At 69.1% G+C, this 18,990-nt stretch carries 18 protein-coding genes and 2 pseudogenes; 11 read left to right on the top strand and 9 right to left on the bottom strand.

The genetic code is table 11. From position 1 onward, the window contains the following. The first annotated feature begins 103 nt into the window (after window positions 1-103). From ACIBVL_RS25080 to ACIBVL_RS25065, 4 genes are all read left to right on the top strand, one after another. Window positions 104-778, top strand: a complete 675-nt coding sequence (locus tag ACIBVL_RS25080) for a response regulator (RefSeq protein WP_399099954.1) — start codon at window positions 104-106, stop codon at window positions 776-778. 171 nt (window positions 779-949) lie between these two features. Beyond that, entirely contained in the window at window positions 950-1,366 is a 417-nt protein-coding gene (locus tag ACIBVL_RS25075) for a hypothetical protein (RefSeq protein WP_399099952.1), read from the top strand. A gap of 34 nt (window positions 1,367-1,400) precedes the next feature. Beyond that, complete coding sequence (locus ACIBVL_RS25070) at window positions 1,401-2,165, top strand: ABC transporter ATP-binding protein (protein WP_399100403.1); 765 nt, start codon at window positions 1,401-1,403, stop codon at window positions 2,163-2,165. Next, window positions 2,162-4,759, top strand: a complete 2,598-nt coding sequence (locus tag ACIBVL_RS25065) for an FtsX-like permease family protein (protein WP_399099950.1) — start codon at window positions 2,162-2,164, stop codon at window positions 4,757-4,759. Before ACIBVL_RS25070 ends, ACIBVL_RS25065 begins: the two co-directional genes overlap by 4 nt. A 451-nt stretch (window positions 4,760-5,210) precedes the next feature. Here the strand turns inward: ACIBVL_RS25065 and ACIBVL_RS25060 are convergent, their stop codons facing one another. The 4 genes from ACIBVL_RS25060 to ACIBVL_RS25045 all read right to left on the bottom strand — a co-directional run bounded on the left by ACIBVL_RS25060 (window position 5,211) and on the right by ACIBVL_RS25045 (window position 7,943). After that, window positions 5,211-6,092, bottom strand: a complete 882-nt coding sequence (locus tag ACIBVL_RS25060) for an SDR family NAD(P)-dependent oxidoreductase (RefSeq protein ID WP_399099948.1) — start codon at window positions 6,090-6,092, stop codon at window positions 5,211-5,213. Window positions 6,093-6,234: 142 nt separating this feature from the next. Beyond that, on the bottom strand, window positions 6,235-6,813 hold the full coding sequence (locus tag ACIBVL_RS25055) for a TetR/AcrR family transcriptional regulator (RefSeq protein WP_399099946.1): 579 nt from the start codon (window positions 6,811-6,813) through the stop codon (window positions 6,235-6,237). A 55-nt stretch (window positions 6,814-6,868) separates the two neighbouring features. Continuing rightward, entirely contained in the window at window positions 6,869-7,402 is a 534-nt protein-coding gene (locus tag ACIBVL_RS25050; protein ID WP_399100401.1) for a transposase, read from the bottom strand. A 94-nt stretch (window positions 7,403-7,496) separates the two neighbouring features. After that, window positions 7,497-7,943 (bottom strand): winged helix-turn-helix transcriptional regulator, encoded by a 447-nt coding sequence (locus tag ACIBVL_RS25045; protein ID WP_399099944.1) that lies wholly within the window; start codon window positions 7,941-7,943, stop codon window positions 7,497-7,499. 129 nt (window positions 7,944-8,072) lie between these two features. On the opposite strand from ACIBVL_RS25045, the gene ACIBVL_RS25040 reads away from it, so the two are divergent. The 3 genes and pseudogenes from ACIBVL_RS25040 to ACIBVL_RS25030 all read left to right on the top strand — a co-directional run. Continuing rightward, window positions 8,073-8,945 carry an aldo/keto reductase family oxidoreductase gene (locus tag ACIBVL_RS25040; protein WP_399099942.1) on the top strand — a complete coding sequence of 291 codons (873 nt, stop codon included), beginning with the start codon at window positions 8,073-8,075 and terminating at the stop codon, window positions 8,943-8,945. Window positions 8,946-9,260: 315 nt separating this feature from the next. After that, window positions 9,261-9,362: pseudogene (locus tag ACIBVL_RS25035) on the top strand (transposase); the annotation flags it as partial. Next, window positions 9,344-9,911: pseudogene (locus ACIBVL_RS25030) on the top strand (transposase); the annotation flags it as partial. The pseudogenes ACIBVL_RS25035 and ACIBVL_RS25030, both read left to right, overlap by 19 nt. Window positions 9,912-9,918: 7 nt before the next feature. Here the strand turns inward: ACIBVL_RS25030 and ACIBVL_RS25025 are convergent. After that, window positions 9,919-10,353: a hypothetical protein gene (locus ACIBVL_RS25025; RefSeq protein ID WP_399099939.1), complete on the bottom strand. Its 435-nt coding sequence runs from the start codon at window positions 10,351-10,353 to the stop codon at window positions 9,919-9,921. 489 nt (window positions 10,354-10,842) lie between these two features. On the opposite strand from ACIBVL_RS25025, the gene ACIBVL_RS25020 reads away from it, so the two are divergent. The 3 genes from ACIBVL_RS25020 (at window position 10,843) to ACIBVL_RS25010 (ending at window position 14,301) form a co-directional block, all read left to right on the top strand. After that, window positions 10,843-11,220: a VOC family protein gene (locus tag ACIBVL_RS25020; protein WP_399100399.1), complete on the top strand. Its 378-nt coding sequence runs from the start codon at window positions 10,843-10,845 to the stop codon at window positions 11,218-11,220. A gap of 254 nt (window positions 11,221-11,474) precedes the next feature. Then, window positions 11,475-12,674 carry an AAA family ATPase gene (locus ACIBVL_RS25015; RefSeq protein ID WP_399099937.1) on the top strand — a complete coding sequence of 400 codons (1,200 nt, stop codon included), beginning with the start codon at window positions 11,475-11,477 and terminating at the stop codon, window positions 12,672-12,674. A 19-nt stretch (window positions 12,675-12,693) separates the two neighbouring features. Continuing rightward, window positions 12,694-14,301 carry a vWA domain-containing protein gene (locus ACIBVL_RS25010; RefSeq protein ID WP_399099935.1) on the top strand — a complete coding sequence of 536 codons (1,608 nt, stop codon included), beginning with the start codon at window positions 12,694-12,696 and terminating at the stop codon, window positions 14,299-14,301. Between the two features lie 488 nt (window positions 14,302-14,789). Here ACIBVL_RS25010 and ACIBVL_RS25005 read toward each other — a convergent pair whose 3' ends face one another. The 3 genes from ACIBVL_RS25005 to ACIBVL_RS24995 form a co-directional block, all read right to left on the bottom strand. Then, the gene (locus ACIBVL_RS25005) at window positions 14,790-15,458 is read right to left on the bottom strand and encodes a Type 1 glutamine amidotransferase-like domain-containing protein (protein ID WP_399099933.1); all 669 of its coding nucleotides are present in this window, start codon (window positions 15,456-15,458) and stop codon (window positions 14,790-14,792) included. Between the two features lie 286 nt (window positions 15,459-15,744). Beyond that, window positions 15,745-16,437, bottom strand: coding sequence for a metal-dependent transcriptional regulator (locus ACIBVL_RS25000; RefSeq protein WP_399099931.1), 693 nt, complete (start codon window positions 16,435-16,437; stop codon window positions 15,745-15,747). An 8-nt stretch (window positions 16,438-16,445) separates the two neighbouring features. Next, window positions 16,446-16,985: a YbhB/YbcL family Raf kinase inhibitor-like protein gene (locus ACIBVL_RS24995; RefSeq protein ID WP_399099929.1), complete on the bottom strand. Its 540-nt coding sequence runs from the start codon at window positions 16,983-16,985 to the stop codon at window positions 16,446-16,448. A 161-nt stretch (window positions 16,986-17,146) separates the two neighbouring features. Here ACIBVL_RS24995 and ACIBVL_RS24990 point away from each other — a divergent pair, with 161 nt between their 5' ends. Beyond that, window positions 17,147-17,851: a GntR family transcriptional regulator gene (locus ACIBVL_RS24990; RefSeq protein ID WP_399099927.1), complete on the top strand. Its 705-nt coding sequence runs from the start codon at window positions 17,147-17,149 to the stop codon at window positions 17,849-17,851. 352 nt (window positions 17,852-18,203) lie between these two features. On the opposite strand, the gene ACIBVL_RS24985 is transcribed toward ACIBVL_RS24990, so the two are convergent. Beyond that, window positions 18,204-18,887, bottom strand: a complete 684-nt coding sequence (locus tag ACIBVL_RS24985; RefSeq protein WP_399099925.1) for a hypothetical protein — start codon at window positions 18,885-18,887, stop codon at window positions 18,204-18,206. Window positions 18,888-18,990: the final 103 nt, after the last annotated feature.

Below are 18,990 nucleotides of genomic sequence, written 5' to 3'. Positions count from 1 at the left end.
TGGCCGGATGGCTTACGGGGCAACCGGCGGAGCGAATGGCGCAGCACGTGACGGTGCCACTGACCGAGCCGCTGCCCCAGCCAGTGACCGCGCCGCTGACGGCATGAACGGCTCCGGCGGGCCGATCCGTGTCGTCGTGGTGGACGACCAGCCGTTGATCCGGGCCGGGTTCGCGATGGTGCTGGCGGCGCAGAGCGACATCGAGGTCGTCGGCGAGGCGGAGAACGGCGCGGACGCGCTGAAGTTGCTGGCGGGCACCGCGGCCGACGTCGTCATCATGGACATCCGGATGCCCGTCATGGACGGGGTGGAGGCGACCCGGCGACTGAGCGGGCTCGCCTCGGCGCCCCGGGTGCTGGTGCTCACCACGTTCGACACCGACGAGGACGCCTTCGCCGCGCTGCAGGCCGGAGCGAGCGGCTTCCTGCTGAAGAACACCCCGCCCGAGGACGTCGTGACGGCGATCCGTGTCGTCGCGGCCGGTGAGTCCGTCGTGGCCCCGCGCGTCACCCGTCAGCTCCTGGACCGGTTCGCGGGCAAACTGGCGCCTTCGGCCCGCCACGACGAGCGGCTGGACCAGTTGACCACACGTGAACGAGAGGTGCTGGAGCTGGTCGCCGAGGGCCTGTCCAACACCGAGATCGCGTCCCGTCTGTTCATCGCGGAGGCGACCGTGAAGACCCACCTGGGCAAGATCCTGACCAAGCTGGACCTGCGGGACCGGGTGCAGGCCGTCATCTTCGCCTACGACTCCGGCCTCGTCAGCCCCGCCGACTGACCGCCGAATACGACTGCGGTCGTAGACCCACCGTCCCCTGCCGGTCGCAGAGTCGCCGCGTGAACATCAGGTTCTGAACCGATGTGCCGCGACGCCAGGTCTTCGAGAATCAACCGTGTTGATCGACGAAAGGTCGACGAACACCGTCGGAAGAATTCCTCGGAGGCCGTGATGAATGCTGTTGCCCGCCCGCGCAAGAACAAGGCCATTGTTTTGGGCGCTGTCGCGCTGGCCCTTTCCGCGGTGATCGCGGCCGCGGCCGGATACTGGTGGCACGAGCGCGACAAGCCCAGCCAGGCGTCCAGGACCGACTGCATGCTGGCGCAGGAACTCGTCGACTCCTCGCGGCAGATCCCCCGTGACAAGGCAGCCATCGAGAAGTGGGTGAAGAACGAGCAGCGGCTCAGGTCGCAGCTCGAGGACGGATACCTCGGCGCCGGCGTCTCGAACTACAACGGCTTGGCGGTCCTCCACGCGAAGGGCGAGGGCACGCCCTCGAACAAGCGACTGCAGCAGATGGAGGACGAGGCCAACGGCCACTGCGCGGACGCCGACGTCAAGCTCGTATTCCCTCCGATTGCCTCCTGACCCCCTGCAGAAAAAGGAATTGAGCCTCATGGCTATGACGCAGGGATCGGAAAAGCTCGCGGCCCGTCCTGAGAACATCGCCGCCGCCGTTGATCTGGTCAAGGTCTATCAGCAGGGCGATACACCGATCAGGGCCCTGGACAGGGTGACGGTCGGTTTTGCCCGCGCGCAATTCACGGCGATCGCGGGCCCGTCGGGCTCGGGCAAGTCGACGCTGATGCACTGCCTGGCCGGGCTCGACTCGGCCACCTCGGGGCAGGTGCTGCTGGACGGCACGGAGTTGACCGATCTGTCCGACCGGGCGCTGACCCGCGTACGGCGGGACAAGGTCGGCTTCGTCTTCCAGTCGTTCAACCTGCTGCCCCAGCTGACCGCTCTGGAGAACATCGCGCTGCCGGTCACCATGTCCGGCCGGCACCTGGACCACGATCTGCTCGACCACATCGTCGGCGTGCTGGGCATCGGCGACCGGATGTCGCACCGGCCCGGTGAGCTGTCCGGGGGCCAGCAGCAGCGCGTGGCGCTGGCCCGGGCCCTGGTGGCCCGGCCCGCCGTGGTCTTCGCCGACGAGCCCACCGGCAACCTGGACTCGCGGGCGGGCACGGAGGTCCTCGAGTTCCTGCGCCGCTCCGTGCGCGACCTCGGCCAGACGGTGGTCATGGTGACGCACGACCCTCGCGCCGCCGCCTACGCCGACCGGGTGCTCGTCCTCGCCGACGGACGCCTGGTCGACGACGTCGACGCGGCGTCCGGTGCCGATGTCACCCGGGCACTGCGGACCGTGGGGAGGGCCGGATGACCCCCTCCACCCCCACGCACCCCTCGTGGCGTGCGAGCGTCCTGGGATCGCAGCTGGCCGAGCTGCTGCGGCGGCCCGGCCGGCTGCTGAGCACGGGACTGTCGGTCCTGGTGGCCGCGTTCGTGGTGTTCGCCACCGTCATGGCGCAGCAGATCACGGTGAACACCACCCTCGACCGCTTCCGCGGCACACCCGAGGGTGTCAGCCTGGTCGCGACGCCCGACGAGAACACGGGGACCGGCTTCGACGCTGCCACGCTGAAACGGATCCGCGCGTTGCCCGGTGTGGCCGGGGCCGTCGGGCGTGTGGACGCCGGCGGGTTGATCGCCGGGCGGTTCGAGAGCTACCTGGAACTCAACTCCGACCCCGGCTCCGGACCGCTGTCCCGCGTCGAGCTCGTCAAGGGCGGCTACCCCGACGGCGCCCGCGAGATCGCGGTCAACCGCCGGGCCGCCGAGGAACTGCGGCTCACCCCCGGCAGCCGCACCGCCCTGCTGCTCACCGACCCCGAGAACCCGGAGAAGCCCCGCAAGGTCACCTTCACCGTCACCGGCGTGGTGAAGAGCACCGCGACCGCCGAGCAGCAGGCCGGCGGATACGCCCCGGACGCGTACCTGCTGCCCTACGGGCAGTCGACGGCGTATCCGCGGGTGGACATCCGGGCCAGTAACGGTGTCCCCGTGGCCGAGCTGTCCCGGCAGGTGCGCGCCGTGCTCGACAAGGCGTCCCCCGGCGCGACGCTCAGGTCCGGCAGCGCGGTGCGGGCCCAGGAGGAACGCGAGGCCGTGGGCGGGGACCTTCGTGAGGTCTTCCAGCTGATCTCCGTGTTCCTGGCCGTGGCGGTGGGAGCCGCGGCGCTGGTCGCCACCTCGACCTTCCGTATCGTCTTCGCGCAGCGGCTGCGGCAGTTGGCGCTCCTGCGCGCCATCGGCGCCCCGCAGCGCCGGCTGGTCACCGCGCTCGCCGCCGAGGGTGCCCTGGTGGGCGTCGTCGCGGGCACGCTCGGAGTGACGGCGGCGCTGGCCGCCGGACACCTCGCGCCGCGGGCCGCCCGCGTCCTCGCGGGACAGGAACTGTCCGCGCCGGGCTTGGCCGTGCCGTACGCGGTGCTGGTGGTCGTGGGAACGGCGGTGGTGACGGTCGGCGCTGTCCTCGCCCCCGCCCTGTCGGCGGCCGGTGTGTCACCGCTGCAGGCACTGCGGGCCTCCGGCACCGTCTCGGGCGAACGCCGTATCCGTCCCGTCCGGCTCGGCGCCGGAGTCCTCCTCGCGGCCGCGGCCACAGGGCTCGCCGCCCTGCTCCTGGGCGACATGCCCCAGCCGGGCCAGAAGGACTACGACCGCGACTTCGGGATGATGGTCACCGTCGCCTCGGCGGGCTTCGCCTTCCTGGCGCTCGTCACTCTGGGTCCGCTTCTGGTCCGTCCCGTGCTGACCGTGGCCGGGTGGCCGCTGCGCCGGCTGGGAACCACCGGCAGACTGGCCGTCAGCGGTGTCGGCGGCACACCGCGCCGTGCCGCGGCCGTCTCCGTGGTCGTCGCCCTCGGTGTCGCCCTGGTCTCCGGCGCGCTCGTCGGCATCGCCTGTCTCAGCGGCTACATGGAACGCGACGCCGCGGTCACGGCTCCCGCCGACTTCGACGTCGCGGCCGACGCCAGGGGCTGGGACGCCGCCACGGTCCGGCAGTTCGCCGCCTCGCCCCGGCTCACCCATGTCACCGGCTACCGCGCCCTCACGGTGACCGCCGAGGGCCGGGAGTTCGAGGTGAAGGACCTGGATCCGACCGCCCTGCCCTCCGGCCGGGACATCGACACGGTCACCGGCTCCCTCGGCGACCTGGGGCCGGGCAGGGCGGTGGTCTCGTCCGACACGGCGGAACTCCTCGGGGTGCGGGCGGGCGACACCTTCACTCTCCGGTCCCGTCGCAACGGCGACGTCCGGCTGACCGTGGCCGCCACGCTGCCGGGGCAGGGCCCGCTCCAGGCGAACATCCTCGTCGCACCGCGTGACCTCGACCGGCTGGGCGCCCCCGCGAACGCGAGCGGCATCCTCGCCGACGCCGCCGGTGAGGGCCTCGCCGCGCGGGGGGAGGCACACCGGGCGCTGGAGACCCTGGTCCGCGCGCATGTCCCCGACCCCGACGACGTCACCCTCCAGGTCCTGGCGGAAAGCCGGGACAGCAACCGGGAGTCGGTCGGCTTCCTGCTCACCACCGCCCTCGGGCTCGTCGCGCTGACCGTCCTCATCGCGGTCGTCGGCGTCACCTCCACCACCAGCCTCACGGCGATCGAACGCACCCGTGAGTTCGGGCTGTTGCGCGCTCTGGGACTCGGCGGTGGCGCACTGCGCCGGACCATCGCCATGGAAGCCGGTCTCTACGGCGTCCTCGGCGGTGTCCTCGGCCTGGCCCTCGGTGTCCCCTACGCCTGGCTGCTCATCCGCGTGACCCTCGCCGAGGCGCCCCTGCGGCTGCCCGCAGGACAACTGCTGGTGGTCTTCGCCGGCTTGGCGGTCCTCACCGCCCTGGCCGGCCTCCTGCCCGCCCGGCGCGCCACCCGCGTCACCCCGATGACCGCGCTGGGCGGCGCGGAGTGAACCGGCGGTCGTGCAGCCGAGTTGAAGCAGCGCTGGGGATGGGTCACCCGAACCCTGCCCGACGCCGAACTCGACGCCTTCGTCGACGCGACGGTCACCCGCCTCTCCACCTTCGACCGGCAGGCACTGGCAACCGCCAAGTCCCAGCTCAACCGGGCGACACTGCCGCCGGACGGCCACCTGGTCGCCTCCAACTCGTGGGCGTACGCATCCCCGGGCCTGCGTGCGCACGGTTGCCTCCGGAATGCCGGCGGAGGCACCGCCGCATACCTGCCGGCAGCGCGAGTCCTCGAGGCGTGGCTGGAGTTCCAGGCCGAATGTCGGCAGCGGATTTGCTTGGCCCAGACGATGAGCCGGGCGCTCTCGGCACACCTTGGTGACGACGCGCCGAACCCCAGGTCACTCGTTCGGCGGTGTCATCAAGGGTTCAGGGCGGACGCAGGCTCGCCGATCACCGACCACCTCCAAGGGCGGCCAACTGCCGGCTGAGCCTGAGCACGTCGTTGACCGTCCGGGGATCGGTGCTCCCGCGGAAGGCGCGGACGGGAGTGGCGTCCGGGCCGATGAGCAGGCCGGTCTGCCCATCGAGTGACACGTCGGTGGCGGCGGCGATGGACGGCCGGGCGGCCACGGACGCGGGCCCGGCGGTGGAGCGTTCGAAGGTCCGCCGGACCAGCGGCCACAGCAGGCGCAGTGCGGGGGAGACGATCTCCGGTGAGCTCATGGTGCCGTTGGTCATGTCGGTCGCGGCGCCGCCGGGGTCGGCGGCGAAGACCGTGATTCCGCTGCCGCGCAGGCGCTCGGCCAGGTCCAGGGTGTAGGCGAGGTTGGCGAGCTTGGCCCGGCCGTACCAGTGGAAAGCGTAGTAGCCGCCCGGCGGTTCGACGGCGTCGAAGGTGCGCCTGGCAACCCGGATCGCAGCGGAGGTGACGTTCACGATCCGGCTCGGCCCACCGTCGCGGAGCCGGTCGAGGAGCAGTTCGGTCAGCAGGTAGGGCGAGAGGTGGTTGACCGCGAACGTCGCCTCGATCCCGTCGACGGTCTGCTGCCGTTCCGCGAACATCGCTCCCACGTTGTTGACGAGAACCTTCAGCGGTCCCTCGGCCGCCAGCTGGGCAGCGAGCGCTCGGACGCTGCCGAGCGATGCAAGGTCGGCTGCCACGAACCGCGGCCCGCCACCTGTCGCGACCGCGGCGATCCGCTCGACCGCGCGGGCGCCACGCTCGGCGTCACGGCCGACCACGGTGACGGCAAGCCCATATTCCGCCAGTCCCATAGCGGTCTCCAGGCCGATCCCCCCGGTCCCCGCCGTTACTACCGCCCGCTGCTCCATGGGGCTGTCCTCCGTCCCCCCGCCACCCAATTCGGATAGCTATCCGCTTCGACGAGAGCACGCTAACACAACCGGATGGATATCCGTTTGGTGCGGAGGTGAGTCGGCCGATGCCTCTCTCGTGCCGGTTGGTGCGCTGCTCTCAGCGCGGGGGGCGCAGGCCCTCAAGGAGGATGTCGAGGTAGACCTCGATGCGTGTCGGGTCACTGTCACCGGAACGCACAGCGTGCTCAATGCCACAGAGCAGGCGGCGCACGTCATCGGCCTCGACGTCGCGCCGGATGGCGCGCATCCGGCGGGCACGGGCGAGCAAGTGCGCAACGGCCTGGTCGAGCTCGGCCTTCAGCGCCGAGGTCTGCGCATCGGTGTCATCGGCCGATGCGAGCACGGCTGCGAACCCGGTGTCCCCCAGCGCGTGGATGAGGGCGAATCGCAGCAGGCGGTGCAAACCCGCGAGGGCGTCCTCGTCGGCAGCTGCTGTCTGGGCCTCGTCGACCAGCTCCTGGAAACGCTCGGCCGACAGCGCCTCCCACAGCGCGTGACGGTTCGGAAAGTGCCGGTACACGGTTCCCACGCCCACGCCGGCGAGCCGGGCGATGGTGTTCAACTGCAGCGAGTCGTCACCGGCGGCCAGTTGTTCGCGGGCGACCTGCAGTACCCGAGCGCGGTTGCGCGCAGCATCCGCCCGTAGCGCCGGCCCCAGCTCGCCTTTCGGTCTCACGATCCCAGAATAAACGGCCGCCGGCCACAGTCCGACGCTCGTCTTACTGATCATTTCAGAGTGAGGTTCGGAGTCGTCTCAAGCAGATGATGCTGCAGGCGGGTTGGAGCAGTCCGGGGTGGAGGTCGGCTCGTATCTCGTAGCGGATCCGCAGGCGCTTGAACTGGTGGAGCCGGGCGAAGGTGCGCTCGACGACCCACCTGGTCCTGCCCGGGCCGGATCCGTGGGCGGTGCCCTTGCGGGCGATCTTTGGCGTGATGCCGCGAGCGCGGAGGAGCCGCCGGTACGTGTCGTAGCCGCGGTCGGCGAACAGCCGCCGTGGTCGGTGACGTGGCCTGCCCACCAGGCCGCGGATGCGGGCTATCGCGTCCAGCAGGGGCATGAGCTGGGTGACGCCGTGACGGTTTCCGCTGGTCAACGACACCGCAAGGGGCGTTCCGTGCCGGTCCGTGATCACATGGTGCTTGCTGCCCCGGCCATCCGCCGGCAGCCGGCCTGGACACCGCCGACGCCGCGGTGGGCGAGGCGGGAGCAACGGAGCGACACGATCCCACAGGTCATCAGGCACAAGATCATCCGATACCCGCAGAACTCTGCCGCCCACCAGCCCAACCGCCAAGCCTGTGAGCCAAACTCACTCTGAAATGATCAGTTAGAGCTGTTCGACGGTTGGGTGTGAGTCGTCAGGAGGTGCGAGCGTCGTAGTTCTCGCGGTTTGCGAGGACCTCGGCCATGTGTGTCTGTGCCCAGTCTCTGAGCCCGCGCGTCATGTGATGAAGCGAGAGGCCGAGGTCGGTCAGCTCGTAGGAGACGGTGACAGGGACGGTTGGCGTCACGGTACGGGTGAGCAGACCATCGTGCTCCAGCGACCGTAGCGTCTGGGTCAGCATCTTCTGGCTGACGCCGGCCAGAAGACGAGAGATCTCGGAGTAACGCATCGCCTTCGGAGCGTCTGCGTGTGCTGCACCGGGCCGGCCAGGGCTGTTGTCGCCGCCCAGCGCACACAGGATCAGGACGACCCACTTGTCCGAGATTCGGTCGAGCAGCTGCCGGCTGGGGCACCCTGCCAGGAACGCGTTGTACTCCACCTTGGCCTGAGCCCTCTTCTGAGCCGCCTTCGTCGTCGTCACTGATCGCACCTCTCACCGATGGGTGGGTTACGCACTCCAAAGTGCCTACTTCCCGACAGGAAGTTTCTCTCCAATGCTGATGCAGGGAGGCAGCAGGCGCCACCCCCATGCACGACGAAAGGCAACAGGATGAGCACACCTTCCCTCTCTCTTCCCGGCGGCACCTTGACTCTGGGTGACCTGACCGTCACCCGGTTCGGCTACGGCGCCATGCAACTGGCAGGCCCGTGGGTCATGGGGCCGCCCGCCGATCCCGAGGCTGCCCTGGCTGTTCTGCGTGAAGCGGTCGACCTCGGTATCACCCACATCGACACGAGCGATGCCTACGGGCCGCGCGTCACCAATGAGTTGATCCGTGAGGCACTGCACCCCTATCACGAGTCGCTGCACATCGTCACCAAGGTGGGTGCGACCCGCGACGAACAGGGTGGCTGGCCCACGGCCCGGCGACCCGAAGATCTGCGCCGCCAGGTCCACGACAACCTCAAGTCCCTCCGGCTCGACGTACTCGACCTGGTCAACCTGCGACTCGGCAACGCCGAAGGTCCCCAGCCAGGCTCGCTCGCCGAGGCGTTCGAGACGCTCGTGGAACTCCAGCAACAGGGCCTGATCCGCCACCTCGGGCTAAGCAACGCCACCGAGGAGCAGGTCACCGAGGCACAGGGCATCGCGCCGATCGTGTGCGTGCAGAACATGTACAACATCGCCCACCGCCACGATGACAAGCTCATCGACCGGCTCGCCACCGAAGGCGTCGCGTACGTGCCCTTCTTCCCCCTCGGGGGCTTTACCCCGCTTCAGTCCTCGGCGCTCTCGGCGGTCGCCGCTCGATTGAAGGAGACACAGATGTCCGTGTCACTGGCCTGGCTGCTGCAGCGATCACCGAACATCCTGCTCATCCCCGGCACGTCATCGACAGCGCACCTGCGCGAGAACATCGCCGGCGCGGGACTCTCCCTCTCTCATGAGGACTTGACCGAGCTGGACGACATCGGCCGCTGAATCCCTGGTAGCTGAACGGCCCACAAGGCACGACCGAAGCCACCGTTGAAGTTTCGGCCCCGGTCATCTTCGCGCGACCGGGGCCGAAGCAGGACTTCAGATCATCAACCGTCAGGAACTTGTGTCCACCGGCGCTGGCAGCTAACCCCGCGTTCCTACACCGATTCATCCGGAAGACCTCGACGTCGCACGACGCTACCCCTGAGGCGGGCTTCACCACCCGGAGCCCGACGGCTTGCGGAAGGCATGGAGAGCGCCGTCGCGACAAGCATCCCCACTATGCCCGGCGCGCCAGCACGATCAGCGGGCATGCTCCCCGGCATCTCGCCAGCCCAGTCGGCCACCGTGTGTGTCCTGCAGTTCCTGCTCGGTCTGTCGGACCGGCAGGCAGCGGATGCGGTCCGCTGCCGCATCGATGCTCGTCGGCGATCTGCGGGACCAGCTGGGCCCCCGCCGGCCACCCCGAGCGGCACCCCGCGACCTATCACCGCACCCACGGGGTGCGGTACTTCCACGGCTGCTACTCCGTCGGCGACGACACACTGTGGGGCGTCAACCGCCGCAAGAAGGGCGCCAACAACACGCTGGCAGCGCTCCGATCGTTCCGCGCGGCCTGCCCAGACGGCGCTCCCTTCTACGTCATCCTCGACAACCTGTCCGCCCACAAGGGCGAGACCATCCGGCGCTGGGCGAGGAAGCCGGGTCGAGCTGTGCTTCACCCCGACCTACGCGTCCTGGGCCAACCCGATCGAGGCCCACTTCGGACCCTTGCGGCAGTTCACCGTCGCCAACTCCAACCACCGCAACCACGCGGCCCAGACCCGGGCCCTGCACGCCTACCTCCACTGGCGGAACACCAACGCCCGCCACCCCGACGTCCTCGCCGCCCAGCGCCGCGAACGCGCACGCATCCGCAGCGAGAAAGGCATCCGATGGGGCGGACGCCCCGTCGGTGAAACAGCATGAGTTGGTCTCAGGTCTGAGGTTCGCTCCGCAGGTCAACGAAACCGGTCTCGATGTCGCCACGGAAGGTGATGGCTTCTTCGCCGATACCGAGGGCATCGAGCAAGAGGCCGAGGGCCGCGTCGACGTCAGCCTGGGCGCGGCTCACCCAGACGAAGACATCGGGGCAAGGACTGCCCTCGAGCCGGCTGAGCGCAAAGTCGATCTTCTGGATGCGGAACATCGCCGCATCCACCGCGCCCAGGTCCTCCCAACCCCGCTCGATGTTCAACCGCAGCCGCGCGGCCAGAACGTCCAGTGACGGCGACAGGCCGGCAACCAGCCGGAAGGAGCTCGCCGCGTACTCCCACATGCTGGCCTGGAAGGCCGGGTTTCGATTGCCGCCGTGGTACTCCGGCGCGCCTTCCCAGTCCGACTCCGGCCCAGGAACCTCGACCCCCGCCATGCGCCCTCCCCACCCCGCCGCTGATCTGTGACCCCTCACTTTAGAAGCTCAGCTCCTGGCGTCACGGATCACCAACCCGGTGAACGTACGCGGTCACAGCACTAGAAGAAGTCGCCCACACGGCCGGGCGCCTTCTGGTCGGCCTGGTCGACGAGGAGTGGAGGAGCCGCTACGGCCGTCCGGTCCGCCTGGACAAGAACCCCACCCGACCTGAGACCAGGATCCTCGCCGCCGGCGACGACGCCTGCCGCCAGCTTGAACTCCTCCCCCGGCACGGAACGGGTTACCGGCCGGGGTCACAGGCCGAGGTGCTGCGGCAGATCGTCGTGCAGAACCACTACCCGAGCTCCGGCTTGGCGGCCCGTACGACCTGCTGGTCCAGGAAGTCGCCAAGCAGGCACGTCTGCTGCAGGCGAGCGGCGTGGGCTTCACCAGACGCGGCAGCATCCAGCGGTAGATCGTGATCCGGTGCGTGAGACGCTGCCCTTCATGATCGCCAAGCTGCAGTGCGTTGTGTTGGACTGTGCCGATGTCGTTGGGCTGTCCCGGTTCTACCAGTCGCTTCTCGGCGGCGTAGTGAACCAGCCGGATCCGCGGTGGTCGCTCGGGGAGGGCTGGGCGACACTCCACTCCGACGGGGGGTTCGTGCTGGCCTTCCAGCGCGTGGACGACTATCGGCCGCCTCGGTGGCCGGACTCCGCTCATCCTCAGCAGTTCCACCTCGACCTGGAGGTCAAGGACCTGGAACAAGCTCAGGACGACGTCCTCAAGCGGGGCGCCACACTGCTCGACGCGGGTGACGGACAGCGGAGTTGGCGCATCTTCGCGGATCCGGCAGGACACCCGTTCTGTCTCGTCCGGCACTGACCGGGGACATCATAGGGGTGCGGCCACCGTTGATCATCGTGAGTTGTGTGGGCTGACGAAGAGACGGTGGCCGCGGGCCACAGCACGGAGTCATGGGTGCCGGCGGGTTCTGGCACAGATCCTGGAGAGCGGTCGCGGAGATCGCCGCGGTGTTCGATCGAGCCCTCGGGGAGCTACTTTGTCACTTCCGTCGTAGCTGTGGTGGGAGGGCCGTCCGGTCAGCCCAACGGGGCTATGCAGGAAAGGAGTTGAATTTGGACTTACAGGACGCGCAGGGCTCGGCCAAGAGGCTGCGGGCGATCAGCGACGAGCTGTCGGACCGTTTCTACGAGCGGGCTGATGTGGTGCGCATGCTGGTGGTGGCACTGCTTGCCGGGCAGCATTCGTTGGTGCTCGGCCCGCCCGGAACGGCGAAGTCCGAGATGGCCCGGGAGCTCACGGGCAGGATCGAGGGGGCAGCCTACTGGGAGATCCTCCTGTCGAAGTTCACCGCGCCGACGAGGATGTTCGGCCCCATTGACGTGGCCGCGCTGGCCCGGGGTGAGTACCGCCAGGTCTACGAGGGCCGCGCCACGACCGCGCATGTCGCGTTCATCGACGAAATTTTCAAGTGTTCCACGGCGGCGCTGAACGAGACGTTGGGCTACCTCAACGAGCGGATCTACCACCCCGAGAGCGGCGGCGAGCCGATCCGCTGCCCCCTGATCGGGGCCATCACGGCGAGCAACGAACTACCCGATGGAGAGGATTCGGCCGCGATCTACGACCGGCTGCTGGTGCGGATCGAGGTCGGGTACCTGGAAGACCCCTCGAACTTCGCCGCGCTGGTCCGCTCCGCCGTCAGCCGCCCGGCGGCACCGACACGGACCACCATCGAGCTGGCCGCGTTGCAGCACGCCGTGACCGAAGCCGTCCCGGCCGTGGACGTCCCCGATGTGATCGTGGATGCGGTGTGTACGCTGCGGGCCGCTCTGCGCCGCAAGGAACTTGTCGCCTCCGACCGCCGCTGGCGGCAGGCGGTGGGCCTGCTCCAGGCGTCCGCGTACCTCGACGGCCGCCCGGCGGTCGCCGAGACCGACCTGTCAGTGCTGACTCACGTGTTGTGGGACTCGCCCGCCGAACGCCCCACCGTCGAGCGCGAGGTGCTGCACCTGGTCAACCCCGATGCCAAGGAGGCACTCGACCTGGCTGATGCCATCGATGAGCTGGAGGCCCAGCTCGACGCCATGGCAGGGCAGTCCCGCGAGGCACTGAGCGAGTGGGTCATCAAAAAGGCCCACAACCAGCTCGCCACTGCGGGGAAGCGGCTGGAGAAGCTGCGCCAGGAGGCGGCGAGCGCCGGCCGCTCGACCGCCGCCATTGACCGAGTCACCGGCCGCCAGCGCGCCGTCCGCGCCCGCGTTCTCACCGAGGCCCTCGGCGTTGACGCGAGCATGGTGCAAGCCCAGCTTTGAACACCGGGGGATCAGGACCATGGGCAGGACGGACAGGACACCGCGCAAGCTCAACGAACTGGCGAGCCGGGCCGGGAAGTGGGTGGGCCTGCCCGACGCCGGTCCCGAGCGGCACACAACGGCCGTGGTCGCAGACCGGTTCGACCGGATCACATGGCGCGACACCTACGAGCAGTCGGCCGGACTGCGCGATCTGGCCGAGGAGCTGAACAAACGCTACGAATACGCCACCGACCTCCTGACCGACGCGTTCCTGGCCGCCTACAAGGTCAGGCCGCGGTTGCGTGAGCACGAGGAGATGGACCTCTCCCGGCTGGTCAACCACCAGGTCATCACCTCAGTGGTGGAGTCACCGGAGTTCGCCGGGCTGCACCGGGAGACGGCCGGCGACCCCTACGCCGCCGCCATGGCCGTACTCGCCCAGGCCGCCGCTCTGCGCCGGATGCTGGAGCGCTCCCGGGATGCCCTGAGGCAGGCCGAGCAGGCGAAGAAAGCACAGCAGGACGCCGAAGGCGCGGCGAGCGCCGTGAGCGAGGCGCTCCAGCGGGCCGCCGCCGAGGGCGGCACCGTGCCGGCCCCGGCCGCCGACACCGTACAACGAGCGATCGAGGCCGAGGCCGCTGCCTGGCAGGCCGCCCAGGACGCCGCGCAGGCCCTCGCGGCGGCGGCCCCCGGTGTCCGTGCCGCCGCGCGGAACGCGGCGGCGAAGGCCGCCGAGGCCGCGCGGGAGGAGGCCGCGCTGATGCGAGCGTGGGGCGTTGCTCCCGGCCAGCTGGAGCGGATGCCGTTCGACCAGCGCGCCATGCTCGCCGAGCGGCTGCGCTCCGACCGTCTGGCACGGTGGGCCGAGCTGATCGGTCGCTTCCGGCAGATGGCCGACGGTGAGCGCGCCCGCAAGGTGGAGAACGCCACCGGGGAACTCGTCGGCGTCACGCTGGGCAACGACCTCTCCCGCGTCATTCCCTCCGAGCTGGCGGGCCTCGGCCTGCCTGAGCTGCGGGCGGTGTTCGCCGTGCGCTACGCCGCCGGCGAGCTGATGCTCTACGACAGCCAGGGAGAGCAGGCCACCGGCCAGGGAGCCGTCATCGCGTGCGTGGACACCTCGCACTCCATGTACGAGGCAGGGCCCGGCGGAGTCACCCGGGAGGCGTGGGCCAAGGCGTGCGCCCTGGCGTTGCTGGATCAGGCCCGCCACGCGGGGCGTGACTTCGTCGGCATCCTGTTCTCCGCCGCTGACAAGATCCAGGTCTTCCGCTTCCCGGCTGACCAGCCTGCTGAGATCGCCCAGGTGCTCGACTTCGCGGAGACCTTCCTCGGCGGCGGAACCAGCTACCAGACGCCGCTGTCGGCGGCCGGGGAACTGCTGGAGGAGGAGTTCAACGACGCCGCCCGCACACGCGGCGACATTGTGATGATCACCGACGACGACTGCGGCGTCACCGAGGAATGGATGCGTGGGTGGAACGACGCAAAGCACCGGTTGGGCTTCCGGGTCTTCGGCGTGGCCGTCGGTGCCCCCCGCGTCGCCGAAGCCGACTCGGTCCTTCAGGCGCTGTGCGACAACCTCCGGTCCATCGAGGACCTCACCGACGTCCACGCTGCCGCCGACCTCTTCCGCGTGATCTGATCCGGCTTCCTCCCCCGCACCCTGACACGAGAGAGGATCTGTTCCAGGGCGCAGAAGAACGGGGCGACGACTGTGCAGGCGCTTCCGGTACACCCCAGGGCCGATTGCGAGTGTTCGAGCTCGCGTGAGACCGGGTCACGCCAGGGTGACTGTCCCAGGTTCGTGTGATGGGCTGCCGAAGGTGGTCACGGCCATCTGCGCAGGCGCCTCCACGGTCTGGTCACATAACGGCGTGCCGGTGGTTCCCGCAGCAGAAGCGACGGCAACACGGGTCAGCTCCGTCCTGGGGCGTCAGGACTCGCGCCATCCCCGCCTGTTCGAGGGGTGACCACCCTCACCGGGTTCGTCTCCATCGTCGCCCCCAAGAACTGCTGCTGACATCCACGAGCCTCAAGATCACTAACTACTGACCAGACAGGCAGACGAACGCTGCTGCTTGCAGTGCGCCATCCGGAGACATGCACCGAGGCACCGCATCGCGCGTTGAGTCACGGATGAAACCGCCACCGACCTTCGGAGATGACGTCTACTTTATCGTCGCTGACGCGAACAGCCGTGTCGTCATCGACGAAATAGATCGGGAAGTCCGCCCGCTCGACGATGCGATCAGCCCAGGCGTCATCCCGCTCCGGGAAGTCCGGCGAGTACAGATGTGGCTTCAGATACCAGTCGAAGAGACCAAAGGGAGGCTTCACCGTCGTAGCGCCGAGCACGTGCAGGTCCGCAGCATCCCCGATGACGTCGGCGGAATGTTCGGTGAGATTCCGGCTGAAGATCATCGATCCGGCACTCATCCCCACATAGACCCGGCTCTCCAGTATTTCCAGGAAGCCGTCGGCCAGACCGTTGCTGGTGATGCTGCGCGCGAGGTGGTAGTGACTGCCACCCCCGACATAAACGACATCGGCGTGCGACAGCCGGTCAAGGACCATCTGCCGAGGCAGGCCGTTCAGCTCCAGGATGTCGAACTCCCGCCAGCCGAGACCGTGCAGCCGGCTCATGTCCGCGAGCAACCACCCGTGGTCACCGGGCTCGGCGACGGATGCCGTGGGCACGTACACGATGTTCGCCGACCCGAACGGCTTTCCCAGCAGGTCCCGCAGCGCATCCCGCAGCGTCGCGTTACGCACGCCGCTCGCCGTCAACAGAAGCTTCACCGGGAAAGTGAATCATGGCTGCCCGGCGCTCGCAAAGCACCGGTCGGCCGTCACCGCCGCCATCCTGCTGCTATTTCTCGTGAACATCCAAGAGTCGCAAGGTCTGTCGCAATATCACCGTCCGCCGCCGGGGCAGTATTCAGTGGGCGGAGAAATGCCCTGGTAATGCCGAAGATGTCCAAGGTCGAGCTCACCGCCAACGAGGATGGTCGTCGACCGCGATCGTGGTCCACGACCATCCTCGTGCCGGTTTGGGCCCCGGCAACGGGCCGGAGTCCGGCTGGGCTCAGTGCTTGGCCACGAAGATGTGCGCGGCGGTCCGCGTGGGGAGTTCGGCGGCCTGCCTGCCGCTGCCGACCGTCACGCCGCCGGGTGACGACGCCACGCTCACGACCGCGCCGGGCCGCACCCCGGCGTGCCGCAGGGTATACAGCAGTCGGGGGTCGGTCTGGATCGGCTCTCCGATGCGCCGTACGACCGCACTCGCACCGTTCGGGCCGAGCTGAAGGTCGCTGAGGCTGACCGTGCTCTCCTCGGGGAACGGATCCACGACGCTCCTCTCACCAAGCTCCTCCAGGCCCGGGATCGGATTGCCGTAAGGCGACTGCGTCGGGTGCCGCAGCAGCTCGAGGAGTCGGCGTTCGACGGCCTCGCTCATCACATGCTCCCAGCGGCAGGCCTCCGCGTGGACCTGCTCCCACTCCAGCCCGATGACGTCGACGAGAAGGCATTCCGCGAGCCGGTGCTTGCGCATTACTCGCGTGGCGATCCGTCGGCCCTCCTCCGTCAGCTCCAGGTGCCGGTCTTCGGCGACGTGCAGCAAACCGTCACGCTCCATGCGGGAAACGGTCTGGCTTACCGTGGGTCCGCTCTGGTTCAGGCGCTCGACGATGCGGGCGCGCAGGGGGACCGCTCCTTCCTCCTCGATCTCCAGGACGGTGCGGAGATACATCTCCGTGGTGTCGATGAGTTGGGACATGCTGGGCGTCAGGCGGGCGTTTCGGCGGTGGCGGTCAGGACCGCGCGGCCGAGAATGTGGCCCGCCATGGTGAAGCCGAGGACGGCCGGCGTGGCGTCGGCCGCAACACCGATGGACTCGATGTCCAGGGCGTGCACCACGATGAAGTAGCGGTGCGGGCCATGTCCGGCAGGCGGAGCGGCGCCGATGAAGCGGGCGGCGCGGGCGTCGTTGGGCAGTTGGAAGGCTCCGTCGGGCAGGCCCGAGCCGGTGTCGTCGCCTGCGCCCTCGGGCAGCTCGGTGACGGTGGCGGGGATGTCGGCGACCACCCAGTGCCAGAACCCGGACCCCGTGGGGGCGTCGGGGTCGTAGACGGTGACGGCGTAGCTCTTGGTGTCTTCCGGGGCGCCGCTCCAGGACAGCTGCGGGGAGACGTCCTTCCCGCCGGGGACGCCGAAGATGCCGGAGAACTGCGCGGATGACCAGGTGCCGCCGTCGGTGACGGTGGTGCTGGTGACGGTGAAGGAGGCCGCCTCGGGGAGGCGGGCGAAGGGGTCGTTCGCGCTCATCGTCGTTCCTCTCATGCCTGCTGTGGGGTGGTGATGCGGCCGAAGGGGCCCGCAGACCGGCGTCGACACACCGCCGCCGCCTTCATCGACCGCTCGATCGGCCGCTTGATCGACCATACCATCAATAATCGATTATTCGCTGGATCGTCTATGGTGGAGCCATGACCAAGACGGCCCACACCTCGATCTCTTCGGGAAAGCAGATGCTCTCCGAGCAGGTCTACTCACATCTGCGGGAGGCGATCATGCGCGGGGACTACAGCCCGGGTGCCCCTCTCAAACCGCAGGACCTCGCCAAGGAACAGGGCGTAAGCCTGGCGGTCGTGCGCGAGGCGCTCGTGCGGGTGGTGGGCGACGGTCTCGCCGACCGGCTGCCCAACCGCGGCTTCGCCGTCCCTGCCTTCTCCGACCGCCGCTGGCAGGAGATCGCCGAGGCCCGCCGTACCATCGAACCGGTCGTGCTGCGCATGTCCATCCAGCGCGGCGACCTCGACTGGGAGGCCCGCGTGCGAGCCGCCCACCACCGTCTGGCCCGCACCCCGGCCTACGTGCAGGAGGAGGGCGAGTACTACAGCGGCGCCTGGTCAGAAGCCCACCGGCTCTTCCACCGCACCCTGCTGGAGGGCTGCGGCAACCCCGTCCTGCTGGAGACCTTCGACCGGATGTGGATCGCAAGCGAGCTGGCTCGGCGCTGGTCGGCGCACCGCGTCCCCGCCCGGGACCACGTTGGCGAGCACCGCCGGCTGGAGGAGACGGCGCTGGCCCGTGACGCCGACGCTGCGGTCGAGGTACTGAGCCGGCACCTCACCATGACCGCCGCCGGGTTGACCGGCCACACCCTCCACGAACCCCCGGCGGGAGCCTGACGGGCTCGCCGCCCTGGCCGAAGGTGTCGTCGTCAAGGCCATCGAGTCCCGCGCCGGTGATGACAGTACTGCGCTGCTGTTCAGGGCTTGCCGGTTTCCACGGCCTCGACTGCGGCAGCTTCATGTTCCCAGCGAGTCACCCCCGGGGGTCCTCGCCCGTGCACTGGGGCATGCCCACTTCCGGGACGGAGGCCGGGGCGTCCATGGCTCTGAGATCGCCTTGACCGACGAGGAGTTCACCGACTTCTCCAACGGCTAGGAGCGTGTCTCAGTAATCGGTAGCCGCTGCAGCTGGCTGGTCAGGTCGGGCGGCGGTCGAGTGGCCGACGCTCTGGGAGCGTCTGTCGGGCGGCTACGCGCTGCGGCCCAATCCGAAGTGCGTTGCGAGCTGACCGGCCAGGTCGGTGGCGGGAGTGCTGCCGTCGACCGTGATGATGTTGAGGGCGTGACCGTCGGCCTGGCTGCGGACTTCCTCGTCCCAGAGGGCATCGCGGGCGAGGCGCATGGCCAGCATGGTCTCGGGATCGTTGCTGCCCCAGTTGGCCCGTGCGCGGGCGGGGTCCGCGTAGCGCGCACGGAGTGCGTTCTGCCGGAACTCGGGTGTGGGCAGGAGGAAGACCGCTTGGTTGGGCCGGTAGAGCAGCGGTGCGAGGTGGGCGGGCAGGATCCCGAAGTAGTCCACCAGGATGATGTGATCGGCCGGCATGGTGAGCAGGTCTTCGATGACGAAGCCGATCGTCTCTCCGTGCAGACTCGCCATCGCTTGGAACACTTGCCGTGGGGTGCGGCCTTCCCACATCCCGCCTGGTGACACTCCACGCATGGCGGACAAGTGAGGATGGTGCTGCGGCGTGCATCGCGCCAGCCAGCTGTGCTCCGCGCGGTCGCCGTTGTACACGTCGGCGCCGTGCTGGTCGGCCAGTATGCGGGTCAGCGTGCTCTTTCCGGCAGCCGTACCACCGGCGATCCAGCGTACGTGGGCGAGTCGATCGGCCAGTTCTCTGCTGGTCCCGGTTTCCGGGATTGGAGAAGCCATGGGTGTCATGGTCCCGGTCTCGGCCTGGAAATTTCAGTCTTGTTCTTGTGCGGCAGATGGCCGACGCTGAAAGAGAGGGGGCGATACTCGGCCCGTCAGCTCG

The organism is Streptomyces sp. NPDC049687 (assembly GCF_044465285.1).
Classification (GTDB): Bacteria; Actinomycetota; Actinomycetes; order Streptomycetales; family Streptomycetaceae; genus Streptomyces.
Note: the sequence above shows the minus strand (reverse complement) of the source record. Positions and strands in the feature narration are given on the sequence as shown.